28 protein-coding genes are annotated in these 24,845 nt (G+C 62.1%); 8 read left to right on the forward strand and 20 right to left on the reverse strand.

Annotated elements, in window-relative coordinates; genetic code table 11:
- Window positions 1–204: 204 nt before the first annotated feature.
- Complete coding sequence (locus ACE3O2_RS01270) at window positions 205–1,419, reverse strand: glycoside hydrolase family 18 protein (protein ID WP_374334482.1); 1,215 nt, start codon at window positions 1,417–1,419, stop codon at window positions 205–207.
- 383 nt (window positions 1,420–1,802) lie between these two features.
- Between ACE3O2_RS01270 and ACE3O2_RS01275 the strand changes: the two genes are divergently transcribed.
- Window positions 1,803–2,720 carry a LysR family transcriptional regulator gene (locus tag ACE3O2_RS01275; protein ID WP_374334483.1) on the forward strand — a complete coding sequence of 306 codons (918 nt, stop codon included), beginning with the start codon at window positions 1,803–1,805 and terminating at the stop codon, window positions 2,718–2,720.
- A gap of 77 nt (window positions 2,721–2,797) precedes the next feature.
- Window positions 2,798–4,039 (forward strand): MFS transporter, encoded by a 1,242-nt coding sequence (locus ACE3O2_RS01280; protein WP_374334484.1) that lies wholly within the window; start codon window positions 2,798–2,800, stop codon window positions 4,037–4,039.
- Here the strand turns inward: ACE3O2_RS01280 and ACE3O2_RS01285 are convergent.
- Window positions 4,013–4,498 (reverse strand): Lrp/AsnC family transcriptional regulator, encoded by a 486-nt coding sequence (locus ACE3O2_RS01285; RefSeq protein ID WP_168876045.1) that lies wholly within the window; start codon window positions 4,496–4,498, stop codon window positions 4,013–4,015. The genes ACE3O2_RS01280 and ACE3O2_RS01285 overlap by 27 nt on opposite strands.
- A gap of 128 nt (window positions 4,499–4,626) precedes the next feature.
- Between ACE3O2_RS01285 and kynB the strand changes: the two genes are divergently transcribed.
- Genes kynB through ACE3O2_RS01305 form a run of 4 tightly spaced genes read left to right on the forward strand, consistent with a single transcriptional unit; the run spans window position 4,627 to window position 8,050 of the window.
- Entirely contained in the window at window positions 4,627–5,253 is a 627-nt protein-coding gene (kynB, locus tag ACE3O2_RS01290; protein WP_374334485.1) for an arylformamidase, read from the forward strand.
- Window positions 5,254–5,273: 20 nt separating this feature from the next.
- A complete protein-coding gene (kynU, locus tag ACE3O2_RS01295) occupies window positions 5,274–6,539 on the forward strand; it encodes a kynureninase (protein WP_374334486.1) in 1,266 nt (421 codons plus the stop codon).
- 13 nt (window positions 6,540–6,552) lie between these two features.
- Complete coding sequence (gene kynA / locus ACE3O2_RS01300; RefSeq protein ID WP_374334487.1) at window positions 6,553–7,392, forward strand: tryptophan 2,3-dioxygenase; 840 nt, start codon at window positions 6,553–6,555, stop codon at window positions 7,390–7,392.
- Between the two features lie 25 nt (window positions 7,393–7,417).
- Complete coding sequence (locus ACE3O2_RS01305) at window positions 7,418–8,050, forward strand: glutathione S-transferase family protein (protein WP_374334488.1); 633 nt, start codon at window positions 7,418–7,420, stop codon at window positions 8,048–8,050.
- Window positions 8,051–8,088: 38 nt separating this feature from the next.
- Here ACE3O2_RS01305 and ACE3O2_RS01310 read toward each other — a convergent pair whose 3' ends face one another.
- The 15 genes from ACE3O2_RS01310 to ACE3O2_RS01380 all read right to left on the reverse strand — a co-directional run bounded on the left by ACE3O2_RS01310 (window position 8,089) and on the right by ACE3O2_RS01380 (window position 21,674).
- Entirely contained in the window at window positions 8,089–8,862 is a 774-nt protein-coding gene (locus tag ACE3O2_RS01310) for an enoyl-CoA hydratase/isomerase family protein (RefSeq protein WP_374334489.1), read from the reverse strand.
- An 88-nt stretch (window positions 8,863–8,950) separates the two neighbouring features.
- Window positions 8,951–9,859, reverse strand: coding sequence for a diiron oxygenase (locus tag ACE3O2_RS01315; protein WP_374334490.1), 909 nt, complete (start codon window positions 9,857–9,859; stop codon window positions 8,951–8,953).
- Window positions 9,860–10,044: 185 nt separating this feature from the next.
- Entirely contained in the window at window positions 10,045–11,748 is a 1,704-nt protein-coding gene (locus ACE3O2_RS01320; RefSeq protein WP_374334491.1) for a long-chain-fatty-acid--CoA ligase, read from the reverse strand.
- 186 nt (window positions 11,749–11,934) lie between these two features.
- Window positions 11,935–12,429, reverse strand: coding sequence for a winged helix-turn-helix transcriptional regulator (locus tag ACE3O2_RS01325; protein ID WP_374334492.1), 495 nt, complete (start codon window positions 12,427–12,429; stop codon window positions 11,935–11,937).
- A gap of 168 nt (window positions 12,430–12,597) precedes the next feature.
- Window positions 12,598–13,407, reverse strand: coding sequence for an aminodeoxychorismate lyase (gene pabC, locus ACE3O2_RS01330; protein ID WP_374334493.1), 810 nt, complete (start codon window positions 13,405–13,407; stop codon window positions 12,598–12,600).
- Window positions 13,404–14,756 (reverse strand): aminodeoxychorismate synthase component I, encoded by a 1,353-nt coding sequence (locus ACE3O2_RS01335; RefSeq protein WP_374334494.1) that lies wholly within the window; start codon window positions 14,754–14,756, stop codon window positions 13,404–13,406. The genes pabC and ACE3O2_RS01335 overlap by 4 nt, the downstream gene beginning before the upstream one ends.
- A 104-nt stretch (window positions 14,757–14,860) precedes the next feature.
- Window positions 14,861–16,099, reverse strand: a complete 1,239-nt coding sequence (fabF, locus tag ACE3O2_RS01340) for a beta-ketoacyl-ACP synthase II (RefSeq protein WP_374334495.1) — start codon at window positions 16,097–16,099, stop codon at window positions 14,861–14,863.
- Window positions 16,100–16,208: 109 nt separating this feature from the next.
- Complete coding sequence (gene acpP / locus ACE3O2_RS01345) at window positions 16,209–16,448, reverse strand: acyl carrier protein (RefSeq protein ID WP_168876057.1); 240 nt, start codon at window positions 16,446–16,448, stop codon at window positions 16,209–16,211.
- 189 nt (window positions 16,449–16,637) lie between these two features.
- On the reverse strand, window positions 16,638–17,378 hold the full coding sequence (gene fabG / locus ACE3O2_RS01350) for a 3-oxoacyl-ACP reductase FabG (RefSeq protein WP_168876058.1): 741 nt from the start codon (window positions 17,376–17,378) through the stop codon (window positions 16,638–16,640).
- 34 nt (window positions 17,379–17,412) lie between these two features.
- Window positions 17,413–18,330, reverse strand: a complete 918-nt coding sequence (gene fabD / locus ACE3O2_RS01355) for an ACP S-malonyltransferase (RefSeq protein ID WP_374334496.1) — start codon at window positions 18,328–18,330, stop codon at window positions 17,413–17,415.
- Window positions 18,331–18,349: 19 nt separating this feature from the next.
- Window positions 18,350–18,787 (reverse strand): DUF3617 domain-containing protein, encoded by a 438-nt coding sequence (locus tag ACE3O2_RS01360; RefSeq protein ID WP_374334497.1) that lies wholly within the window; start codon window positions 18,785–18,787, stop codon window positions 18,350–18,352.
- A 17-nt stretch (window positions 18,788–18,804) separates the two neighbouring features.
- Complete coding sequence (locus tag ACE3O2_RS01365; protein ID WP_374335505.1) at window positions 18,805–19,764, reverse strand: beta-ketoacyl-ACP synthase III; 960 nt, start codon at window positions 19,762–19,764, stop codon at window positions 18,805–18,807.
- Complete coding sequence (gene plsX / locus ACE3O2_RS01370; protein ID WP_374334498.1) at window positions 19,761–20,804, reverse strand: phosphate acyltransferase PlsX; 1,044 nt, start codon at window positions 20,802–20,804, stop codon at window positions 19,761–19,763. The genes ACE3O2_RS01365 and plsX overlap by 4 nt, the downstream gene beginning before the upstream one ends.
- Before the next feature lie 126 nt (window positions 20,805–20,930).
- Window positions 20,931–21,110, reverse strand: coding sequence for a 50S ribosomal protein L32 (rpmF, locus tag ACE3O2_RS01375; RefSeq protein WP_168876063.1), 180 nt, complete (start codon window positions 21,108–21,110; stop codon window positions 20,931–20,933).
- 66 nt (window positions 21,111–21,176) lie between these two features.
- The gene (locus ACE3O2_RS01380) at window positions 21,177–21,674 is read right to left on the reverse strand and encodes a DUF177 domain-containing protein (protein WP_168876064.1); all 498 of its coding nucleotides are present in this window, start codon (window positions 21,672–21,674) and stop codon (window positions 21,177–21,179) included.
- A 58-nt stretch (window positions 21,675–21,732) separates the two neighbouring features.
- On the opposite strand from ACE3O2_RS01380, the gene ACE3O2_RS01385 reads away from it, so the two are divergent.
- Both ACE3O2_RS01385 and ACE3O2_RS01390 read left to right on the forward strand, forming a co-directional pair.
- Window positions 21,733–22,323 (forward strand): Maf family nucleotide pyrophosphatase, encoded by a 591-nt coding sequence (locus ACE3O2_RS01385; protein WP_374334499.1) that lies wholly within the window; start codon window positions 21,733–21,735, stop codon window positions 22,321–22,323.
- A complete protein-coding gene (locus ACE3O2_RS01390; RefSeq protein ID WP_374334500.1) occupies window positions 22,320–23,033 on the forward strand; it encodes an SAM-dependent methyltransferase in 714 nt (237 codons plus the stop codon). The genes ACE3O2_RS01385 and ACE3O2_RS01390 overlap by 4 nt, the downstream gene beginning before the upstream one ends.
- A gap of 13 nt (window positions 23,034–23,046) precedes the next feature.
- On the opposite strand, the gene ACE3O2_RS01395 is transcribed toward ACE3O2_RS01390, so the two are convergent.
- The 3 genes from ACE3O2_RS01395 to ACE3O2_RS01405 are packed head-to-tail and all read right to left on the reverse strand — an operon-like array spanning window position 23,047 to window position 24,643.
- The gene (locus tag ACE3O2_RS01395) at window positions 23,047–23,793 is read right to left on the reverse strand and encodes a hypothetical protein (RefSeq protein ID WP_374334501.1); all 747 of its coding nucleotides are present in this window, start codon (window positions 23,791–23,793) and stop codon (window positions 23,047–23,049) included.
- Window positions 23,794–23,845: 52 nt separating this feature from the next.
- A complete protein-coding gene (locus tag ACE3O2_RS01400) occupies window positions 23,846–24,235 on the reverse strand; it encodes a group II truncated hemoglobin (RefSeq protein WP_374334502.1) in 390 nt (129 codons plus the stop codon).
- A gap of 15 nt (window positions 24,236–24,250) precedes the next feature.
- Window positions 24,251–24,643: a SirB2 family protein gene (locus tag ACE3O2_RS01405; protein ID WP_168876069.1), complete on the reverse strand. Its 393-nt coding sequence runs from the start codon at window positions 24,641–24,643 to the stop codon at window positions 24,251–24,253.
- Window positions 24,644–24,845: the final 202 nt, after the last annotated feature.

Raw genomic sequence — 24,845 nt, forward strand, 5'->3', positions numbered from 1 at the left:
GTTGCATAGCACGACTGACACAGCATGCTAGTCGAAATTTCTGAGTGATGAAGTCTTCACCAACTCAACGTCAAATCAAGCGATGCCCCCGTTAAGGGGTACATTGCCTGAACCTATACACCCTCTAGGATGAGCAAAGTTTGCATGTAATCCCCAAACCGTAGAACACTGCGCCTTATCCTTCTCCCTGCAGCTTCAACCCGGCTACGGCGCCAGCCCCTGATTGATGGCTTCAAACAGGCTGCCATCCAGGTTATGGCCGTACTCCCACACCATGATGCCGGCCAGCCCTTGTTGTTTGGCCCACGCGGCCTTGGCGCGGGCGCTTTCGGCGTCTTCGTAGCTGATCATCTCGTCGCCGTTATATAGCCAGGGGGCTTTGGCCACATCGTCCCAGTAGCGGGTATAGCCTTTGGCCAGCAGGTTCTGGATGTCGCCCCAGGAGACTCCATCCGGGTAGGCGGGAGCGGCAAAAGGTTGGAACAGGCCGTGGTTTTCGTTTTTCACGCCCTTCCAGGCCACACCGTAGAAGGCGGTACCCAGCAGCAGCTTGCTGGCCGGAACGCCTGCATTCAGGTACAGCTCCATGCTCTGCTTGGCGCTCCAGCCACCCCAGGCCGGGTCATCCGGGCGCTGGAACAAGTTGGTATGGTGCCCGGTCTGCTTGCTCCAGCCACCGTAGATGTCGTACGCCATCACCTTGAGGTAATCCACGCTGCGGGTGATGCGCGGTACATCATTTTTCTGGGTGTACCAGATGTTGGCGGGCACGGCTACCGAGAGGCCATAACGCTGCCCGGTGCGTTGGCCCAGCTGGTCCAGCGCCGCACGCAGGGCTTCGAGCAGGGCCGGGAAGTTGTCGCGGTCCTGCGGACGGGTTTTGATCGGCAGGCCCCAGTCCGGCCCGACCGGGTATTCCCAGTCGATGTCGACCCCAGCCAGCCGGTGCTGTTCCACCAGCTTCAGCACATTGTTAATGAAGGCCTGCCGCAAGGCTGGGTCTGCGGCCATGTCGGAAAAACCATCCGCGCCCCAGCCGCCAATCGACAGGTTCACCTTGAGATGCGGGTAGCGCTGCTGCAGCGTCGCCACCTCATCCCACAGGGTGTTGAACGGTGCAATGGTGCCTTGTTTGGTCGAGTCCGGGCGGGGTTCAAGGTCCGGCAGGTAGACCTCACTGCCATTGCGCAGCAGGGCAAAGCTGATATTGAGCATGGTCAGCTGGTCGCCGCGTATCTGCAACGCACGCCAGTGCACGCCCTTATCCTGCTCCGCCGCACGGGAGCCTAGCGGCCAGGTGCGCAGGTAAGCCACCACTTGTTTGCCGTGGGCGAGCGGCGCCGGTTCAGCCTGCACAGCGGGCAGGCCGCAGCCCAGTCCGATCGCCAGCGCGATGGACAGACGTTGCAGCAGTTTCATTGACAGGTTCTCCAAGGTAGCGAATCCGGGGATGCGCTGTATTTTTATACCCGTAGCCGGGTTTGTGGGTCGGATCTATGCCCGGACCTCGCCTTCATCTAGCCACAAGCCGGGAGCTGATGCAAGCCATGTCCGGCAAGGATTTTTGCTGCATCGCGGGTGGTGAGGCATCGGTCTGCTCGTGGGCAAAACCACTTGCAAACCATCCGCCCAAACAGCCGCCTCCCCACTGGCCGCCCAGGGCAGCGGGCAGATTTGGTAACGATACCAGTCGCCGCTTCAGCATTTGTTGCATTCTGTGGACAGTTCCCCGTCGTTTCCCGTATTGCGAAAACTGCGGCGTACGGCTAGGCTTGGAGGAGTTTATTGCGATGTGAGCAACAATGCTGACCCTGCAAGCCTTGCAACTGTTTGTCCATGTCGCCGAACATGGCAGTTTTGCCTCTGCCGCCAGCCGCTTTGGTCTGACTCCGTCGACCGTAACCCGCCAGATCCAGCAGCTGGAGCAACAGTTGGACAGCCGCCTGCTGCACCGCTCGACCCGCAGCGTGGCGCTCACCGAGGCCGGACGCCACTTCCTGCCCCATGCACTGGCGATGCTGGACGCCTTTGAGAGCGGCTCCGCCGTGCTCAACCGCTTTGCCCAGCAGCCCAGCGGCATCCTGCGCCTGACGGCACCGCACACCCTGACCAATCTGTATCTGGCCCCGGCCTTGCCCTCCTTTCTGGAGCGTTACCCGCAGGTCAAGCTCGACCTGCAGCAGACCGATGACTACATCAACCTGATCGAAGCCGGGTTTGACCTGGGCATCCGTCAAGGGACGCTGCACGACAGCACGGTGGTGGCCCGCCCACTCTTTCACTTCGAGCGTATTCTGTGTGCCAGCCCACAATACCTGGCCCGACACGGCCAGCCGCGTCAGCCTGCCGATCTCGAGCAGCACAACTGCATCCCCTACAACCGGGGTAACCGCGACATGGTGTGGCAATTTCAGAAAGGGCAACGCCGCGAACGGATCACGCCGAGCGGCAATATGCAGAGCAACTGCACCGAAACCCTGCGCTCCATGACGCTGGCGGGCATGGGTATCTGCCGCTTTGTCGAGCGGCTGGTGGCGGCCGACCTCGGTGCCGGGCGGCTGGTGCGGGTGTTACCAGACTGGCAGTCGGTGGTGGATGACCAACTGGACACCCTGTTTGCGGTTTACCCGCAGCGCCGCATGCTGTCGTCCAAGGTCGCCGCCTTCCTCGACCACCTGCAGCAGTGGCTGCAAACCCATACCACCAGTGGCAGTGCCTGATCTGGCCGGATAGGTCCTGTCGCTGGCGGCCATCCCCCCGTATACTGCAACCATGCCCTGAAAGCCATGGTCCCACCGTGTATCACCCTGCGCGTATCCTGCTGCCGTTTGCCCTTGGTTATTTCTTCTCTTACCTGCTGCGTACCGTCAATGCGGTGATTGCGCCGTGGCTAACCCATGAAATGGGGCTGAGCAAGGCCGAGCTGGGGGCGCTGACCTCGGCTTACTTCTTTACCTTTGCACTGGCGCAGTTGCCGCTGGGTATCCTGATGGACCGGCTGGGTCCGCGCCGTTTGAATGCGGCGCTGTTGCTGGTCGCCGCAGCGGGCTGCGCCGTGTTCGGGCTGGCCAACAGTAGCACGGGACTGATGCTGGGGCGGGCACTGATCGGTCTGGGCGTCTCCGGCTGTCTGATGTGTGCCATCAAGGCCAATACCGAGTGGTTCCCGCTGCACCGCTTGCCAGCGCTGAACAGCTGGATCCTGTTTGCCGGGCTGGCCGGTTCCATCGTCGCCACCCTGCCGGTGGCCTGGCTCCTGAGTCAGCTGGGCTTTCAGGGCCTGTTCATGCTGCTGGTCGGGGTGGGCGTGCTCGCCGCCTTCATCCAGTGGCGGGTGGTGCCGGAACCCGCACAGGCGAGGCCGCAGGAATCGCTGCGCGACAGCATGCAGGCCGTAGGGCAACTGTTCCGCCAGCGCCGTTTCTGGTCGCTGGCCCCGCTCGGGGCGCTGGTGATGGGCCTGCACATGGCGATGCAGGGCTTGTGGCTGGCGCAGTGGCTGCGGGATGTACGGCAGCTGCCGGGGGCGACTGTCGATCATCTGCTGTTCCAGCTGGCGCTGGTGGCCACTTGCGGCGCCTTGCTGTGGGGGCAGGTGGCGTCGCGCCTGCAAAAGCGTGGCATCGCTCCGCTCACCCTGCTGTGCGGCGTGGCTGCCTTGAACGGAAGCGCCTTGCTGCTGCTGGCTTGGAACCCGGACTGGCCTGCCTTGCTGCTGATCGGCAGCTACAGCTTTACCGCCATGGCGGGCAATCTGGCGTACGCGGTGATGACCGCGCGCTTTGACCCGCAACTGGCGGGCCGCGCCAATACTGCCCTCAATCTGGTCAACTTCGTGATCGCCTTCCTCACCCAGTCCGGCTTTGGCTATGCGCTGGAAGCGCTGCAGCCGCGCATGCCACTGCTACAGGCCTATCCGGCCTTGCTCACCACCATGGCGGCGCTGGTGATACTGAGTGTGCTGCTGGCGTGGCGGGGGCGGCGTGCGCATGGGATGCCTCCTCCACCGACCTCAGCGCCGCAGCAAGTCCATCGGTAGGCGCCCCTCACTGTCCTTGATCCGCTGCATCACGATATTGCTGCGAATGTCCATCACCCCCCGGGTCTTGTACAGGCGATTGATGGCGAACTCGGAGTACTCCTGCAGATTGCGTGCTCGCACCCGCAGGATGTAGTTGCTGTCACCGGTCACGATATAGGCTGCCACCACCTCCGGCCACTGCTGCACCGCGTCCAGAAAGGACTCGTGCCAGCCTTCCATGTCCTGCCGCATCGACACCTGCACGATGGCCTCCAGCTCCAGCCCCAGCCGCCTTGCATCGAGGATCGCCTGATAGCCAGCGATCGCGCCCGCTTCTTCCAGCAGACGCACCCGCCGCAAGCAGGCCGAAGGCGACAAGGCCACCCGCTCCGCCAGGGTCTGGTTACTGATGCGCCCGTCCTGCTGCAGCAGGCTCAGAATGCGCAGGTCCAACGCATCCAGCGAAAGACTTTGCATGATCCACCATTAATTCCAATTTTGTTCGCAGGATATTCTACTTTATAAGCTCAACAAGCAATGTTTCGCAAGCACATTGCGCACTGAATTGCCTATGATGAGCAGCAGAAACCGCACAGGAGCACAGCATGCGCATATGGGACATCAGCCCGCCGCTCAGCCGGCACACCCCGGTCTGGCCCGGCGATACCGCTTTTCACAGTGAGCGGGTGTGGCAACTGGATGAGCACTGCCCGGTTAATGTCGGACGGCTGACGCTCTCCCCGCATACCGGCGCGCATGCCGATGCGCCCTTGCACTACAGCCCGGACGGTGCGGCGATCGGTGCGGTTTCGCTGGAGCCTTATCTGGGGCCGTGCCGGGTGATTCACTGTCTGGATCGACGCCCGCTGGTGGAGCCCGCTGATGTCGCCCCCTGGCTGACAGACTGCCCACCGCGCATCTTGCTGCGTACCTACCGGCAGGCCCCGCTGACAGCGTGGGACAGCCAGTTTTGCGCGATTGCGCCAGCCACCCTTGACCTGCTGGCCGCACAAGGGGTGAAGCTGATTGGCATCGACACCCCGTCGCTGGACCCGGAAAGCTCCAAGACGATGGACAGTCACCAGCGGGTGCGCCAGTACGGCATGGCGATTCTGGAAGGCCTGGTACTGGATGAGATTACCGCAGGCGATTACGAGCTGATCGCCCTGCCGCTAAAACTGATGGACCTGGATGCCAGCCCGGTGCGTGCCGTGCTGCGCGAATTAGCGTGACAACGGAAAGGAAGCGAAGCATGGTACAACACCGGGAAGACTGCCTGCGACTGGACGCGAGTGATCCACTGGCGCCGCTGCGGGAGCAGTTTGCATTGCCGGAAGGGGTGATTTACCTCGATGGCAATTCATTGGGCGCCCGCCCCAAGGCCTCACTGGCTCGCGCCCAGCAAGTGGTGAGCCAGGAATGGGGCGAGCAGCTGATCCGCAGCTGGAACGATGCTGGCTGGTTTGCGCTGCCGCGCACGCTGGGAAACCGTGTCGCCCGACTGATTGGCGCCGCAGACGACGAGGTGGTGGTGACCGATTCCACCTCGATCAACCTGTTCAAGGTGCTGGCGGCCGCCCTGCGCCAGCAGCAACAAGACGCACCGGGTCGCCGGGTGATTGTGTCCGAGCGCAGCAATTTTCCCACCGACCTGTATATGGCAGAAGGGCTAACCCGTTTGCTGGGTGACTTCGGCAGTGCGGGCTGGACCCTGCGGCTGATCGACGACCCCGCGCAGCTGGCCAGCGCGCTGGACGATCAGGTGGCGGTGGTGATGCTGACCCATGTGCATTACCAGACCGGCCACCTTTACGACATGCCGGCGGTGACCGCGCAGGTGCACCAGCACGGCGCGCTGATGGTGTGGGATCTGGCGCACTCCGCCGGTGCCGTGCCGGTCGACCTGAACGGGGCCAATGCGGACTATGCGATCGGCTGTACCTACAAATACCTGAATGGCGGCCCGGGCTCACCGGCTTTCCTGTGGGTACCCAAGCGCCTGCAAGGCCGCTTCGAGCAGCCGCTGTCTGGTTGGTGGGGCCATGCCCGGCCGTTTGCCATGGAGCCTGGCTATCAGCCGAGTGGCGATGTCGGCCGCTTCCTGTGCGGTACCCAGGGTATCGTGTCGATGTCGCTGGTGGGCTGCGGTCTGGACATCTTTGAGCAGACCAGCATGGCGGCACTGCGACAAAAGTCGCTGGCACTGACCTCGCTGTTTATCAATCTGGTGGAAACCCGCTGTGCGGGCTACCCGCTACAACTGATCACCCCGCGCGATCCCGCCCGGCGCGGCAGCCAGGTCAGCTTCACTCATCCGCACGGTTTTGCCGTGATGCAGGCACTGATCGAGCGCGGCGTGATTGGTGACTACCGCGAACCGCAGATCATGCGTTTTGGCTTTACCCCGCTGTACACCCGTTACCAGGACGTGTGGGACGCAGTCAGCATCCTGCTCGACCTGCTGCAAACCCAAGGCTGGAATCAGGAACGTTTCCACCGCCGTGGCGCGGTAACTTGACCGGAGAATCCGAATGACGACCCCAAACCAAGCCGATGGCTGGCACGGCGCCCAGCTGGACTTTGCCAAGAGCATGAGCTACGGCGACTATCTGGCGCTGGAGCAGATCCTGAATGCACAGCATCCGCTGTCGCCCGACCATAACGAGATGCTGTTCATCGTACAGCACCAGACCAGCGAGCTGTGGATGAAGCTGATGCTGCACGAGCTCCATGCCGCCCGCAAGGCGGTGCGCGATGAACATCTGCCGGAAGCATTCAAGATGCTGGCGCGGGTATCCCGCATCATGGAGCAGCTGGTACAGGCCTGGAATGTCCTGGCCACCATGACGCCGCCAGAATACACCGCGATGCGCCCCTATCTGGGGCAATCCTCCGGCTTCCAGTCCTACCAGTACCGCGAGATCGAGTTCATCCTCGGCAACAAGAACGCGGCCATGCTCAAGCCGCACGCCCACCGTGCCGAGATTCTGGCTGAGGTCGAAGCCGAACTGAAGGCCCCTTCGCTGTACGACGAGGCCATCCAGTTGCTGGCACGCCACGGTTTCAGCATTGCCCCAGACCGCCTGCAGCGCGACTGGCAGCAACCCACCACCCACGATGAGTCGGTGGAAGCCGCCTGGCTGCAGGTGTACCAGAACCCGCAACAGCACTGGAATTTCTACCAGCTGGCGGAAAAACTGGTCGATCTGGAAGACGCCTTCCGCCTGTGGCGCTTCCGCCACCTGACCACAGTAGAGCGCATCATCGGCTTCAAACGGGGTACCGGCGGCACCGAAGGCGCCAGCTATCTGCGCCGCATGCTGGATGTGGTACTGTTCCCGGAGCTATGGCGTCTGCGTACGGTACTGTAAGCAGCAGCGCCCCGGAGGAGCACGCATGCAGCTGTACATGAACCCCATGTCCACCTACTCACAGAAAGCCCTGATCGCCTTGTACGAGAAAGGGCTGCCGGTGACGCTGCAGGTGCTCAATCTGCGCGACCGGGCGGTACGCCAGCGCTATGAGGCACACTACCCGCTCGGTCGCATCCCGATGCTGGAAACGGACGACGGCCAGCAGATACCGGAATCCAGCATCATCATCGAGTATCTGCAAGATCACTACCCCAGCCACGGCCCCTGCCTGATTCCGGCAGAACGCGAGGCAGCACGGCAGGTCCGCCTGCTGGACCGCCTGTTTGACCAGTGCCTGAATGATGCCGCGCTCACCCTGCTGCACCTACAGCTGGGTATTCGCCAGGCGGATGAGCGTGCAGAACGCAAGGCCCATAAATGGCTGGCAACGGCCTACCCCATGCTGGAGCAGGCCCTGTCTCCCGGCCCGTGGCTGGCAGGCGCCTTCTCCATGGCCGACTGCGCTGCACTGCCCGGTTTGTACTACGCCCGGCAGTTCCTCCCCTTTGACGAGCGGCCATTGATCGCAGACTACTGGCAGCGCGCCAATACACGCCCCTCGGTAGCAGCCACCTTTGCGCTGGCCGACCAAGCCTGGCGCGAGCAAAGCGCTTAAACCCATGCCCGGTTGCTGCAGACCGGGCATGGTGCGGCTCAGGCCGCGACCCGCTTCCCTTGGCTGGACAGGCTCAGCAAAGTTTGCCGCAGCAAAGCCTGGGTAGTTGGGGCCAGGAAACCTTCCACGAATTCGTCCACCGGCAATTGGTTGATGTCCGCAAATGCTTCTCGCAAAGAGGCCCGAGCCGCCTGGCGCATGGTCTGGAAGCTGTGGCTCGGCAGGCGTGACAACTGTTCTAGCTGACGCAGCGCCTGTGCCACCTCCTGCCCCGGAGGCACCAGCTCATCCACCAGACCCAGTTGCAGCGCGCGCGCCGGGTCGCAGCTCTCGCCCCAGGCCAGCAGGCGCTCAGCATGGCGGGCGCCCACCACCCGTTCCACAGCCAAACGGAAACAGGGGGGCAGGCAGACGCCTACGCATACCTCGCTGAAGCCGATGCGCCCCTCGCCCACGCTCATCACGCGATAGTCAGCAAACACGGCCAGCAAAGCCCCGGCGGCCAGCGCATGTCCAGTGAGGGCAGCGCAGACCGGCAATGGGCTGTGCGCCAGCTCCGCCGCCAGCAGAAACACTTGTTGCCAGTAAGCACGCACCTGCTCACGGTCCGCCGTTAGCAAGGAAGGCAGGTCAATCCCTGCCGAAAACACGCCCGGCTGGCCTGACAGCACAATGCCTTGCTGCCCCTGCCGCTCAGCTTCGCTCAGGGCATGCCGCAGCTGCAGCAGCATGGCGCGGTCGATCAGGTTATAGGGTGGGCGCTGCAATCGGATTTCGACCCGCTGCCCCGGGTGTTGAATGATGTCCAGCATGGTATGGCTCCTGCCTGTATCGGCCTGATGCTGCATGAAGGGGGCATCCGCCGCCCTTTAATCAGGCAGCGGCGGATGGTGGACGTACTCAGTCGACGATGCCGTACTGGCGACACCAGTCGGTGATCTCGGCAAAACGCGCCGCATTCAGCTTCTGGTTATGCTCCGAGTAGCGCACCTTGCGGATCGCCTCGTGGTCGCCCGGCTGAATCGGGTAATCAAAGCTGGCGAAGCGGGCGATCTCCGGCATATAGGTGTATTCCTCCAGCAGGAAGACATAGCCCTTGCGGAAAAACTCGCTCAGCCTGGCGGTATCGGCCGCCGGGGCCTGCCGGTAGTAGTTTTCGACCACGTTCTTGGCGAAGGCGATATGCCGCACTTCTTCCAGATGGTGCTCACGGAACATGGTGCGGGTCAGCGGGTCGATCACATCGTGCTGGGTTTGATAGATGGAGTTCATCTCGGCAAACCATTCGATCAGGAAGTTCCACAGAATGCCGTACACCGGGTGCAGGTCCGGCAACTGCCGCTCAAAGCTGGAAAACTGCGGGATGTTTTCCGGATGGCTCCACATCTCCAGATTGGCCGCTTTCAGGTAGCGACGGAACATCAGGGTGTGCATGATTTCTTCCCGCGAGAAGATCATCAGATACTCCCGCACATCCGGCTCCAGCTGGGCATGGAATTTGTTGACATAGCCCACATACAGCTCGGGCAGTGCCTGTTCCAGCCAGATGAAGTAAGACACGTCACGCGCCGTTTCCAGCCAGAGGGATTCCGTGCGCTGTTCGGGCGTCATGCGCTCCCAGTATTCGGTGCCGTACAGCCAGCCGGTTTCTTCCAGCTTGGGCGGCTTGCTGAAATCAATGCCTTGCTCCCAGTCCACCACCTTCTCGAGCTGCAGCAGCTTGCGATGTGACGCATTGATCAGCGTCTGCACCATCTTGTGGCTTTTGTCATCGAGGATGATCGGGTTTTCCAGTGTCGTGCTGTCCATCATTCGCGTCCTTGTGGGGGTCAAAAAAGGGGCTGTCGCCTTAAGGGGTTCCTGCAGAAACCTTCCTCAAACCACGCGGTCCGGCTGAGCACCGCCCTGCCGCCGGTCTGGCAGCATGTCAGGCCCTGCGGGCAGGGTTTCAGGAAGGATTCCGGCGGGCCGGGCTATCGCAGCCCGGCCCGGGCTCAGGCGGCGATCCGCTCCGGTTGAGGTTCCACCGGACGTTCCTCGCGCAGCTTGCGGCGCAGGATCTTGCCCACATTGGTCTTGGGCAATTCGTCCCGGAATTCGATATGCCTTGGTCGTTTGTAGCCGGTGAGCTGCTCCCGGCAATAGGCCATCAGCAGCTCCTCGGTCAGCTCCGGGTCACGCCGCACCACATAGAGTTTGACCGCCTCCCCGGAGTGCGGGTCTGGCACGCCAACGCAGGCGCACTCCAGCACGCCCGGGTGTTGGGCCACCACACCCTCCACTTCATTGGGGTACACATTGAAGCCCGAGACCAGGATCATGTCCTTCTTGCGGTCCACCACGCGGACGAAGCCCTGCTCGTCCATCACCCCGATGTCGCCGGAGCGGAAGAAGCCATCTGCCGTCATCACCAGCGCCGTTTCATCAGGCCGGTTCCAATAGCCCTGCATCACCTGCGGGCCACGGATGGCAATCTCCCCCGGCTCCCCCAGCGGCAAGGTACGACCATCGTCATCCAGGATGCGGACTTCGGTGGAGGGGATCGGCAAGCCAATCGTGCCAGAGAACGTTTTGAGAAACGGTGGATTGAGGGTGACCGTCGGTGCCGTTTCCGACAAGCCATAGCCCTCGAGGATCGGGCAACCGGTGACCTGCTGCCAGCGTTCACTCACTGCCTGCTGCACCGCCATGCCACCGCCGAGGGTAATGCGCAGGCTGGAGAAATCCAGCTTGGCAAAGTCCGGATGGTTGAGCATGGCGTTGAACAGGGTATTCACCCCAGGCAGAAAATGGAAACGATGCTTGCGCAAGGTGGCGATAAAACCGGGAATATCGCGCGGGTTCGGGATCAGGATGTTCATGGCCCCCCAGCGCATGCCCATCAGCAGGCAGGCGGTCAGTGCCAGAATGTGGTACAGCGGTAGCGCGCACACGGTATGCAGCCGCTCCACGCCGGGCGCACGCAGCACCGGGCCGGCCCAGCTGTCGTTCTGCAGCACGTTGGCAATGACATTACGGTGGGTCAGTATTGCGCCCTTGGACAGACCGGTGGTGCCTCCGGTGTACTGCAGGAAGGCAATGTCATCATGACCCAGACTGGGCGCGGCAAAGGGCAAATGCGCCCCTTTCCGGATCGCCTGCATGAACGGGATGGCGCCCGGCAGTGACCACCCCGGCACCATTTTCTTCACATGGCGGACCACCCAGTTGACCACCGGCCCTTTCACCAGACCTTGCATGTCGCCCAGCGTGGCCACCAGCACATGCTTCACCGGGGTCTGTGCCACCACCGCCTGCAGGGTGTGCGCAAAATGCTCCAGCAGAATGATGGCCTCAGCACCGGAATCCTCCAGCTGGTGTGCCAGCTCACGCGGGGTATACAGCGGGTTGACGTTCACCACCGTATAACCAGCGCGCAGGATGGCGGCTACCGCAATCGGGTAATGCAGCAGATTGGGCAGCATCACCGCCACCCGGGATCCACGATGCAGGCCGCGTGACTGTAGCCAGGCCGCCAGCTGGCGGGAATACTGCTCCAGCTCGCGATAGCTGAGGTAGTGGCCCATGCAGACACAGGCGGCCTGGTCGGCATAGCGGGCGAAAGACTCCTCCATCAGGTGAACCAGGGAGGGATAGCAGGAGGGGTCGATGCTTGCCGGAATCCCTTCCGGATAGGACTTGAGCCAGATGTGATCCATGGTCTTCCTCTGTTGCGGCTGCATTATGGTTATGGAAGGCGCGTCATCTCTGGCGGGTAGCCATAAACGACGGCCAGGCATCGGTCGATGCCGCCAGCGGCCCGGTAGGCCACTGTGTGCAGGATGGCCCCGCCGTTGGGCAGGGCAAGCAACAGGGGAGGCTCCCTGGGAAGCCGTGAAGCAGGTTCAGCGGCGCGTGCGGGCCGCTTCAGCCAGCGCCCGTGCAGACGCATCTGCTGCCGGGCCTGGCTCAAAATCCAGTTCAGTGGCCGCCAGCGGCACACCGGCCTGTGAGAAGATCTGCACAGGGCGTACCACTTGGCGGCTCTGCCGCTCAATCAAACGTATCCGGCGACCTGCCGGGTGAGGCATCCATGCCTCTCCCCAGTCCACCATGGCCGCCAGCAAGGGGGCCAGCGCCTGGCCTTTTTCCGTCAAACGGTAGTGCCATGCTCGCCCGTCCTGCGGGTCGGCCTCACGCTGGACGATCTGCAGCGTGGTCAGCCGCTTCAGGCGGGCTGCCAGAATATTGCTGCTGATCCCCAGATGCTGCTGCAGGGCATCAAAGCGACTCATGCCGCAAAACAGGTTGCGAACGATCAGCAGGGACCACCATTCCCCCACCTGCTCCAGCGTCTGGGCGATCGGGCAATGCTGCCCGCCAAGGTCAGCCTTGTGCATGCGGTCCACCGACCGTTTTGTTTAGTAAATGTATATTCACGATCGAGTATAGGGAGATTACTTTCATGATGCAAGCTTTAACCAGAAAACCATAGAACTTCTAAATCCAGCATTCATGCGGGTTACGGGATGGAGAACGGTCATACCTGTCCCTAGGGACAGGGGTGCTCAGGGGTAGTTTAACGCTTCCACCGCAAACTGCTTGACCTGTTGTGTGAGGTGCAATTCCCGTACTGGCATCACCCCGATCAGGCTGTTGCATAGCCACATGCGATCTGCCGCCAGCACCATCTCCAGCGTGAGATCGGCACATTTCAAAGGCTGGCGACTGTTGCGCGACGCCTCAATCCAGCGATCGCGGGTCAGCCCGGCGACCCCGCAGCGTCGCAAGGCCGGGGTCAGCAGTTCACCATCCAGTCGCACAATCAGGTTGCTCTGGATGCCTTCCACCACCCAGCCCTCCTGATCCAGCAGAATGCCCTCAAAAAAACGTTCGGTCGGCAGGGCCTGGCGGGCCAGCACATTGTCCAGCCGGTTCAGGTGTTTGATCCCGGCCAGTTGCGGCTGGTGGCCCAGCCGCAGCGCGCTCAGCTGAACGTCCACACCCTGCTGATAGTGGCTTTCCGGATAGTGGGGCAAGGGGCTGAGCTGCAGCAGGCGGTTGGGCTGAATGCCATCCGGCGGGCGATAGCCACGCGGGCCGCAACCCCGGGTCAGCGTCAGCTTGACCACCGCGTCTGCCTCGCCCCAGGCAGCCAGTGCAGCCTGCAGGTCTGCCTGCCACACACTGGCTTCCGGCATGCTGATGCCGAGCACCTCGGCATCGCGGTGCAGCTTGTCGAGGTGCGCATCCCACAGCGGTACCTCGCCCGTCACCCGCCGCAAGGTGCGGAACACACCATCGCCATAAAGGAAGCCACGGTCATCCAGCGGAATGCTGCTGGCTGTGGCACCATTGAGCCAGCTGAGCGTGGTCATTGCTGGATACCCAGCGCACGCAGCAAACCGCGTACCTTGGCGCGGGTTTCGTTCAGTTCGCGCTCGGGGTCAGAGTCCGCCACAATGCCGCCGCCCGCGCGAAACAATAGCGCCCCATCCGCACGGTGGGGCGCATACATGAAGCTGCGGATCAGGATGTTCATGTCCAGCGAGCCGTCCCGGTTCACAAATCCCATACTGCCGGTATAGGCGTAACGTGGCGAAGTTTCCAGTTCACGCACGATCTGCATGGTACGTACCTTGGGGCAGCCGGTGATGGTGCCACCAGGGAACAGCGCCCGGATGGCCTGCGCCGGGCTGATGTCGTCACGCAGATTGCCATGCACATTGGATTCGATATGGTGCACAAAGGCGTAGCTGGCCACCGCCATCAGCTCATCCACCTTCACGCTGCCCGGCTTGCACACCCGCCCGAGGTCATTGCGCTCCAGATCAACCAGCATGATGTGCTCGGCGCGCTCCTTGCGGCTGGCCAGCAGGCGGGCCTTCAGCGCGGCATCCTCATCCGGATCGGTCGAACGGGGGTGGGTACCGGCAATCGGCCGCGTTTCGGCACGGCGCTCGCCTGCCTGGTGCGAGACGCGCAGCAAACGCTCCGGCGAAGCCGACACCACCCAGGCCTGCCCTTCCCCATCCGGCAGGCAAGCAAGCCCGGAGAACGGGGCCGGGTTCACCTCACGCAACTGACGGTACAAGGCTCGCGGGTCAAAGCTGTCAGTCACCTCAGCGGCCCAGCGGCGTGACAGGTTGACCTGAAAGACATCACCATCATGGATGTATTGCTTCACCCGCTGGATATTGCGCAGATACACCGCCGGGTCTTCCTCGTTCAAGGCGTTCACGCGGGCGGGCGGCCACTGTGGCAAGGGCGATGCATCGTGGCAGGCAGCCAGCAACTGCGGCAGCAGGTGGGCGGCGTCATCCTCCAGCAGCAGCATGGACTGGTTGCGGTCGCGCCGGTGCAGGATGGCGGCGGGCACCCGCAGCAGGCATGCCTGTGGGAAATCCGGCGTGGCGGGGAAGCGTGGCACGGTCGGTTCAATCTCGTGCAGCAGCTCGTAGCCACAGTAGACAAACCAGCCACCACGGAACGGTAACTCGGCCAGGTCCGGGTCCACCGGCAGCTGCTCGGCACGCCACGCTGCATCCAGCGCGGTGAACAGCGCATCCGGGCTGCTCAGTGCAACCGGCTGCGGGCAGGCCAGCAGGATATCCCAGCCTTCCGGGCCGCTGGATTGCAGCAGTACCGGGAACTGCGCCGGATTGCGGGCGGTCAGCTGGAACAGGTCGGGGACGATATCAAGGGGGTGGATGCGTGTGCGGCTCATGGACGCCATTCTGCCTCAAGGCGGGGGTGCTGACGAGCGCCCCACAAAACAAAACCGGCAAGGCGCTGAACGCCTTGCCGGCTGTACGGCTGGACCCTGCAGCGTCAAACGCGGCGGAACACCAGGGTACCGTTGGTACCGCCAAAGCCAAAGGAATTGGACAGTGCCACGTCGATCTTCATCTCACGCGCCTCGTTCGGCACGTAGTCGAGATCACACTCCGGATCCTGATCATGCAGATTGATGGTCGGCGGGCTCACCTGATGATGCAAGGCCAGGGTAGAGTACACCGCTTCAATCCCGCCCGCGCCACCCAGCAGGTGACCGGTCATCGACTTGGTGGAGTTCACCGCCAGCTTGGCCGCATGATCGCCAAAACAGCGCTTGATGGCGATGGTTTCGGCAATGTCACCCAGCGGGGTGGAGGTGCCGTGGGCATTCAGGTAGTTCACTTCATCGATATTGATGCCCGCATCGCGCAGTGCATTCTGCATGCCGCGCGCCGCACCTTCGCCGTCTTCACATGGTGCCGTCATGTGGTGCGCATCCGAGCTCATGCCAAAACCGGCCAGCTCGGCGTAAATACGGGCACCACGCTTCTTGGCGTGCTCGTACTCTTCCAGAATCAGGACACCCGCGCCCTCACCCATCACAAAGCCATCACGGCCGATATCCCATGGGCGGGAAGCCGTTTCCGGATCATCATTGCGGGTGGAGAGTGCACGGGCGGCAGCAAAGCCGGCCATGCCAAGGCGAGTCACCGCTGCTTCGGTCCCACCCGCCACCATCACATCCGCATCGCCATAGGCGATGATGCGTGCCGAATCGCCGATGCAGTGTGCGCCAGTGGTACAGGCCGATACGATGCCGTAGCTCGGGCCTTTGTAACCCTTCATGATCGACACCTGACCAGACACCATATTGATGATGGAGCCGGGGATGAAGAACGGCGATACCTTGCGCGGACCTTGTTCACGCAGCAAGCCATCGGTTTCTTCGATCAGGGTCAGACCGCCGATCCCGGAGCCGATATTGACACCGATACGGGTCGGGTCAATGCCAGCGTCGTCCAGCCCGGCGTCATTCACCGCCTGCAGGGCGGCAGCAATGCCATACTGGATGAACAAGTCCATCCGGCGCGCATCCTTGGCCGAGATGTACTGGGTCGGGTCGAAATTCTTGACTTCACCGGCAATCTGGCAGGCCAGATCACTGGTTTCAAAACGGGAAATACGGGCAATGCCGCTCTTGCCTGCCAGGATATTGGCCCAGCCGGTTGCGACATCATTGCCGTTCGGGGCCAGCAAACCCAGCCCGGTAACTACCACTCTGCGCTTGGACAACGGTTTCTCCGTGCTTGTTTTCAGATCCTGCTACAGATATGCAGCACGATCCCGGAAAGCGGTCCGGTAAAGCAACGGGCGCCCGGGGCGCCCGTTCTTTGAATCCAGCTTACTTGGCCACGTTGGCGTTAACGTAGTCGATCGCCTGTTGCACGGTGGTGATCTTTTCAGCCTGATCGTCCGGGATTTCGCACTCGAACTCTTCTTCGAGGGCCATCACCAGCTCGACGGTGTCCAGCGAGTCCGCGCCGAGATCGTCGACGAAGGAGGATTCGTTCTTGACTTCCGCTTCGCTCACGCCGAGTTGTTCAGCAACGATCTTTTTAACACGCGCTTCGATGTTTTCCATTTTTACTCAACCATTCCTTTCAACAGGATTCAATAAAGCGCAGGCATTGTAGCAAATTTGCGGGAAAACCCAAACCGCCTGCCTGCAACAAAAAAATCATTCAAAAACAAAACGTTAAAACTGAACATGCATTCAAGGTCGCCCCGCGCGCGGCGAGCCCGCCCAGAATATCACGCCCTTGGGCCAGCTTCAGCCCATATACATGCCACCATTCACGTGCAAGGTTTGTCCGGTCACATAGCCTGCTGCCGGGCTGGCCAGGTAGGCCACTGCGGCTGCAATCTCTTCCGGCTGGCCAAGGCGACCCAGCGCGATCTGTCCCAGCAGGGCTTCGCGCTGCGCTTCTGGCAGATCCTTGGTCATGTCGGTTTCAATGAAACCAGGTGCCACACAGTTCACCGTGATGTTGCGGCTGCCCACTTCACGCGCCAGCGACTTGCTGAAGCCCATCAGACCGGCCTTGGCAGCGGAATAGTTGGTCTGCCCCGGGTTGCCGGTGGCACCCACCACCGAGGCGATATTGATGATACGGCCCCAGCGGGCCTTCATCATGCCGCGCATCACCAGCCGCGACAGCTGGAACACCGGCTTGAGGTTGGTGTTCATGATGTCGTCCCACTCGCTGTCCTTCATCCGCATCAGCAGATTGTCGCGGGTGATACCGGCGTTGTTGACCAGAATGGTGATGGCACCATGCTGGCTCTCGATGGCCGCCACAATGGCGTCCAGCTGGGCAGCATCGCTCACGTTCAGCACGCGGCCCTCTCCGGTTACACCGGCTTCTTTCAGATAGTCCGAAATGGCGGCTGCGCCACTTTCGCTGGTCGCGGTGCCGATCACGGTGGCGCCCATGCGCCCCAGTTCCAGTGCAATTGCACGTCCGATCCCGCGTGATGCGCCGGTGACCAGCGCAATCTTGTCTTTCAGCATTGCCACTCCTTGCGGATGGTTAAAGGGTTGAGGCTCAGGCCAGCTCGGCAAAAGCCGCCGGTTCGACCAGCGCCACATGGCGCGCGTCCGGCGCACCCCGTTTGTTGAGACCCACCAGCACCTTGCCGGGGCCACACTCAGCAATCACGCTTACCGGACGGGCGGCCAGCGCCGCCACGGTTTCCACCCAGCGCACCGGGCTGTACAGCTGCGCCACCAGCGCGGCCTTGATGGCGGCCGCATCGCTGTGGCTGCACACGTCGACATTGTGCAGCACCGGAATCGCCGGGGTATTGATCTGAATCTGTTCCAGTGCAGCCGCCAGGCGGTCTGCGGCCGGTTTCATCAGCGCGCAGTGCGAGGGTACCGACACCGGCAGCAGCAGGGCACGCTTGGCCCCCTTGGCCTTGGCCAGCTCGCAGGCACGTTCGACCGCAGCCTTGTTGCCGGCGATCACGGTCTGGCCTGCCGAATTGAAGTTGACCGGGGCCACCACCTCGCCTTGTGCCGCTTCGTCACAGGCGGCTTGCAGCACGGTGTCGTCCAGCCCGAGGATGGCGGCCATCGCGCCGGTGCCTTCCGGCACCGCAGCCTGCATGGCTTCTGCGCGCAGCCGTACCAGTTTCAGCGCGTCGGCAAATGCCAGGCTGCCCGCCGCTACCAGTGCGGCGTATTCGCCCAGACTGTGCCCGGCCACCACGCTGGGTGCCGCGCCGCCTTGGGCCAGCCAAGCGCGGTATACCGCCACATCGGCGGTCAGCATCAGCGGCTGGGTATTGATGGTGGCATCCAGCTGCTCCTTGGGGCCATCGGCCACCAGTTGCCAGACGTCAAAACCGAGCACGGCGGAGGCTTCTGCAAAGGTGTCACGCACCACGGCCACATCAGCAAAGGCATTCATCATGCCCACCGACTGGGAGCCTTGACCGGGAAACACAAACGCCAAAGACATGCTTTACTCCTTGAATACGTCAGGGCGCAGGGCAGTCACCCAGCCGCTGCGCGGTAAATACCGAGAGAAAGGTACCCGGTGGCCAGCCATTGAGGCTCTGCGCCGTGGCTTCACCGTGGTAATGGGTAGGGTCATCAAACACCAGCCAGGCAGCGCCTTTGGCTGGTATCTTGCCCTCGCAGCGCGCCTGCCAGCTGGCACGGTTGCCTTCCTGCTTGAACTGGCTGGTTTCACACTGCTGCTTCTGGTCACCCAGCAAACGATGCAGATCACTGCGCCACTGCTGCAGCTGGGCTTCTTCCAGACAGCGTTGCACCGATTTAGGCCGCTTGCCGATCAGGCTGTGGCTGGTCACGGTCGAGATTTCCCACAGGCCCGCCTGCAGTGGCGCGGCGGTGTCCTCGGCCCAAGCCAGAGCGGGCAACAGCCCGAGCAGGATGAGGAGCGTTCGCAACATGATCCGGCCCGCGCGCTTTACCAGCGCAGCAGAACCGCGCCCCAGGCAAAGCCGCCGCCGATGCCTTCCAGCATCACCAGATCACCGGCTTGCAGGCGACCATCACGCGCGGCTTCGTCCATCGCCAGCGGAATAGACGCTGCCGAGGTGTTGCCATGGCGATCGACTGTAGTCACCACCTGCGACATCGGCAGGCCCAGCTTTTTGGCGGTGGCTTCCAGAATACGGATATTGGCCTGGTGCGGGATCAGCCACTTGAGATCGGCTGCCGTCAGGTTCTGCTCGCGCAGCACCTGGTCGGCCATCTCACCCAGCGACTTCACCGCAAACTTGAACACGCCCTGCCCGTCCATACGGACAAAAGGATGGCCGTTGATCTGACCATTGCTGGCCTGGCCCGGCACTTCCAACAGGTGCTTGTGGCGGCCATCGGCCTTCAGCTGCGAGCTGAGGATGCCCGGCGTCTCGCTGGCTTCCAGCACCACGGCACCAGCACCATCGCCGAACAGCACGCAGGTGGTGCGGTCCGTCCAGTCGATGATGCGGGAAAAGGTATCGGCTCCGACCACCAAAGCTTTTTTCGAGCTGCCACTACGGATGAACTTCTCGGCAGTTGCAACCGCATAGACAAAACCGGCACAGACCGCCTGAATGTCAAAAGCGACCCCGCCAAAAGCACCCAGCCGGTTTTGCAAGATGGTGGCCACACTGGGGAAAATCTGGTCTGGTGTGGTGGTGGCCACCACGATCAGATCAATCTCTTCCGCTGCGACACCCGCCGATTCCAGCGCACGCAGGCAGGCTTCATAGGCCAGATCACTGGTCAGCTCACCTTCGGCGGCAATGTGACGCTGACGGATACCGGAGCGGGTGACAATCCACTCATCGCTGGTATCCACCATCTTTTCCAGATCTGCGTTGTACAGCACTTTGGTCGGCAGATAGCTGCCGGTACCGGTAATCTTGGCGTACATCAGGAGGCCTCACTGGCTGCCGCGTCACCGCTGGCAGTCGGTTGAAATTCTGCCATTTTGCCAGAAATGTGGGCGATGACGTTATGTTCCACTTCCAGCAACGCCTGCTCCAGCGCATAGCGGAACGCCAAAGCGTCTGCACCACCGTGGCTTTTCACCACCGTGCCGCGCAGACCGATCAGGCTGGCGCCGTTGTAACGACGCGGGTCCATACGGCGGCGGAAGGAAGATAGCGCAGGCAGCGCCAAGAGGCCCAGCAGCTTGGTCAGCCAGTTACGGTTGAACGACTCTTTCAAGGCCGCGGCTATCATTTTGGCCACCCCTTCCGACGTCTTCAGCGAGATATTGCCGGCAAAGCCATCGGTGACCACCACATCGGTGGTGCCTTTGAAGATGTCATCACCTTCCACGTAACCATGGAAATTCAGGCCACTGTCACGCAGCAGCGCAGCCGCTTCCTTGATGGTGGCCGTGCCCTTGATGTCCTCGGTGCCCACATTGAGCAGGCCCACCGTCGGCTCGGGCTTGTTCAGCAAGGCGGAGGCCAGCATGGCCCCCATCACGCCGAACTGCAGCAGGTGCAGGGGCTCGGAATCAATATTGGCACCCAGATCCAGCACCACACTGTTGCCCTGCATATTGGGCATCAGCTTGGCGATGGCCGGTCGATCCACCCCCGGCAGCATCTTCAGCACAAAGCGGCTGGTAGCCATCAGCGCGCCGGTATTACCGGCAGAAACACAGGCCTGGGCGCGCCCTTCCTTCACCATATTGATGGCGATGCGCATCGAGGACTGCTTCTTGTTCTTCAGCGCAGACTGTGGCGATTCGTCCATGCCCACCACTTCGGTGGCGGGTTCCAGCATCAGGCGGTCGGTCGGCACATCCTTGTGACGGCGCAATTCAGCCGACATGGCGTCCGGCATGCCTACCAGAATCACGTGGATAGCAGGATGTTGCTGCAGAAAGCGCAGAACTGCGGCGATCGTAACCCGACAACCGTGATCGCCACCCATGGCGTCAACGGCAATGGTGATATTCATCGAGCAGAGGCAGGCGAGAAATGAGAGGGAGGGAACTGCGGGCGGGTCGTGCCTTGGGGACCGTTACCGGTCCGGGCATGACACCGCCGCCACAGCGGGCCGCGCAAAGCGGCAGGACCAGCAGGCTTACTCGCCCTTGGTCTTCAGGACCTTGCGGCCACGGTAGTAGCCGTTCGGGCTGACGTGGTGACGCAGGTGCACTTCACCGGACACCGGCTCAACAGCCAGCGGCGGGGTGGTCAGAAAGTCGTGGGCGCGGTGCATGCCACGCTTGGACGGGGATTTTTTGTTCTGTTGAACGGCCATGATGACTCCTTAGACTAAATCGGCTGCGATTGCAGTTACCGCCCGCAACCGGCGCCAGCGACCGGCTCAGTGCCGGGTTTTCAATTTCGCCAGCACCGCAAACGGATTCGGCTTTTCTTTTTCTGCGACCGCACCCGCTGCCGCAGCAATGTCGACACACTGTTCGTGCCTGGGGGCAAACGAGAGGTTAAGCAGCACCTCATCTTCCACCCAGGTCAATACGTCAAAAGCTGCCTCGACCAGCACAGCATCTTCGTCATCGCTGTCGTACTCTTCCACCTGCTCCTGCGTCTTCACCACCACCAGACGGTTTTGGCTCGACACCGCATGGGTGAACGGTTGCAGACAGCGCTGGCATACCTGGCATACATCGGTTTCCACCGAGATGTCCAGCACCGGCAAGCGCAAGGCGTTGACACCACCCTGCACCACAAACCTGACTTCGCCGTCGGTACGTGACAAACTGGCGGCCAGCCGTGGCAGCTGCTGGAGCGGCACGCGGCCTTCCAGACGTTGCTTGCCCTCGGCAAAGGCGAGGTTATGGATGACGAACTGTTCTGACATAAACGCGGCATGATATAATCAGCGCCCTTGATTGTCAAAGCCTTTCACGCCCCGCCCCATGTCTCCCACGCTGGTTCTGGCCTCTACCTCCACCTACCGCCGCGAGCTGCTGGCACGGCTGCAGTTGCCGTTTGACGTTGCCCGCCCGGATGTCGATGAAACCCCGTTGCCTGGCGAGCGCGCCGAGCAGACGGCACTGCGCCTGGCAGAAGCCAAGGCCCGCGCTGTAGCGCCGCGCTTTCCCGGCAGCCTGATCATCGGCTCCGACCAGGTCGCCTTGCTGGACGGCGAGCAGCTGGGCAAGCCCGGCCACCACGCGGCTGCCGTGGCCCAGCTGCAGAAGATGCGAGGCCGCCGGGTGGTGTTTCATACCGCACTGGCCTTGCTCGACAGTCGCAGCGGCATAGCCGAGGTGGTGGATGTGCCGTATGAGGTGCAGCTGCGCACCTATTCAGATCAGCTGATCGAGCGCTATCTGCGCGCGGAGCAGCCGTATGACTGCGCCGGCAGCGCCAAGACCGAAGGACTGGGTGTCGCCCTGATCGAGTGGATGCGAGGGGACGACCCTTCCGCGCTGGTCGGTCTCCCCTTGATGGCGCTGACCACCCTGCTGCAACGCGCCGGGCTGCCACCGCTGGGGGTGATATGAGCTACGGCACCCTGTATCTGATCCCGACCCCGCTGGGCGAAGGCGCACCACCGGAAGCGGTATTGCCCGCCAGTGCGCTGGCCATCACCCGCCAGCTGCAGCACTTTGTGGTGGAGCATCCGAAAACCGCTCGCGCCTGCCTCAAGCTGATGGGCACCGCCCTGCCCCTGCAGCAACTCAGCATGCAGACGCTGAATGAGCATACTGCTGCCAAGGACGTGGAGCCCTTGCTGGCCCCGCTGCTGGCGGGCCAGGATGTGGGCCTGCTGTCGGAGGCCGGTTGCCCGGCGGTGGCGGACCCCGGTGCGCAACTGGTGGCACTGGCCCATCAGCGGCAGATCCCGGTGCGACCGCTGGTGGGCCCGTCTTCGCTGTTGCTGGCCTTGATGGCCAGCGGCCTGAACGGCCAGCGCTTCTCGTTCCAAGGCTATCTGCCCGCCCAGCCTGCCGAGCGTCAGCAACGCCTGCAACAACTGGAGCAGCACTCGCGCCGTCAGCAGGAAACCATCCTGTTCATCGAGACCCCATACCGCAATGCGGCGATGCTGGAGAGCCTGCTGCAAACCCTGCAGTCGGACACCCGCCTGTGCGTGGCCACCGACCTGACCCTGCCCAGTGAGCAGGTTGTCACCCGCCGGGTGGCCGACTGGCGGTCGCTGCCCCGCCCGGAGCTGAACAAGCGACCCAGCATTTTCCTGTTTTTGGCCTGATGCTGTATTGCTCTTACTGCGCACTGAGCGGCGGCAAGGCACTGTCCAGCTGAGTCATGACCGCATCAGGCACCTGCTTGCTGCACATCAGATAGCGCAGATTGCCTGGTGGCATATCCGAAAAGGTCAGCCGGGCCAATGCCACTTTGGGCGCATTGGCCTGCGGGCTGACACGCAACACGTGTTGATAATAGTCCAGCTCTTCCGGGTTAAGCGGAACCAGCTCTACCCGTTGGAACTGCAGCTTGCGCAAAGCCTGTAGCACATCACTGGAGCGATCCACGTCCGCCCCCATCCCCTGCAGTAGTGCATCCAGCGGCGCACCATAAACAAAGCCATCAACCACCCCGATCCGTGGCGGTGCCGGTCGGGTCAGCAGCTCGCTGACCCGTGTGATGCCCCGCCAGTGCGCCACATGCTCCGGCAGGCTGGCAAACACGATCGGTTGATCCCGATGCAGCGGATGGCTGAAGCGGGCAAAGCCACGCCGTTCATCATTCATGAACCAGCCGATGGAGCAGACCGGGTAAGCATTGACTCGAATTTCTTCGAGCGCACGCCGCGCCGGGCGCGCCACATAAATGGCAGACAGCCCGCCCTTGGATAGCGCTTGCCGCACCCGTTGCAACAAAAAACCCGCAGGCAGGCCACGCTCGTCCGTATAGTAGTAAGGTGGTTTTTCGATGTAGGTAATGGTCAAAGGCTCCGCCGCCCATGCCATCGGGCTGATCGCCAGCAGCAGCAATGCCTGTTTGAACATTTGCACCCTCCTGCCACTGAGTATGGTTCAGAAGGGGGCGTTTTCCCAGTGATCAGACGTCCTGATTGCGCATGAAATCTGCTGTACGGAACAAGGCCTCCTCCAGGTGGCTGCGCAGGGCATCCTCCATCGGTACCTCGTTCATGGCTTTGAGCATGCAGTACATCCACTGATCGCGCCCGCTGCTGTCAATGGCAAACGGCAGGTGGCGGGCGCGCAGCATGGGATGGCCAAAACGCTCAATGTACAAATTCGGCCCGCCCAGCCAGCCCGACAGGAACATGAACAGCTTGTCGGCAGAATGGGTCAGGTCTGCCGGGTGCATGTCACGCACGGTTTTCGCTACCGGATCGGTATCCATGATGGCGTAAAAGCGGTCTACCAGCTGGCGCAGAACGGCTTCGCCACCCAGCAGTTGATAAGGCGATAATTCAGTCGACATCCATCACACCCGGGCCTAAGCCATCAAACGCGAGAAATCCGGTACGGGTGACTTGCTTAACGCTACCAGCACCATGTAGAAGAACACACAGACCGCCAGCACCCAGCACACCAGACGCTGCGCATGCGTCTTGCCACGCTTGAGCGCAAAGGTGCCCAGGCCAATGTAGGCCAGCAGGGCAAAAAACTTGGCGGTCAGCCAGGGCTGCATGAACGGATACATGCCGCTCAGCACCATCAGCGCAATCGCTGCAGACAGCAACACAGTGTCGATCACATGCGGCACAATGCGCACCCAGCGGTAAGCCAGCCGGGGGGATTCCTGCAGCATCCAGACGCCCCGCAGCAGGAACAGGCTGCCGGACAAGGCAACCGCCAGCAGATGAAGATGTTTGATGGCTGAGTACATGGCCCCTCCACTCGGTCGATAAACAGCGGGCACTGTACCATTTTGCATCACATTCCGACCAGCAGATCAGCTATCGCCTGCCGGAGCATTGGACAGCTGCTTACATCTGGCTTTACCATTTCTGACCAGAAAGCCAGCTAATTTTTTGCAAACAGCATAAATGTCTGCTATGACCTTAAAGTACTACCGTGGCCTGTACATG

This window comes from Leeia sp. (genome assembly GCF_041909055.1).
In the GTDB taxonomy this organism is placed as follows: Bacteria; Pseudomonadota; Gammaproteobacteria; order Burkholderiales; family Leeiaceae; genus Leeia; species Leeia aquatica.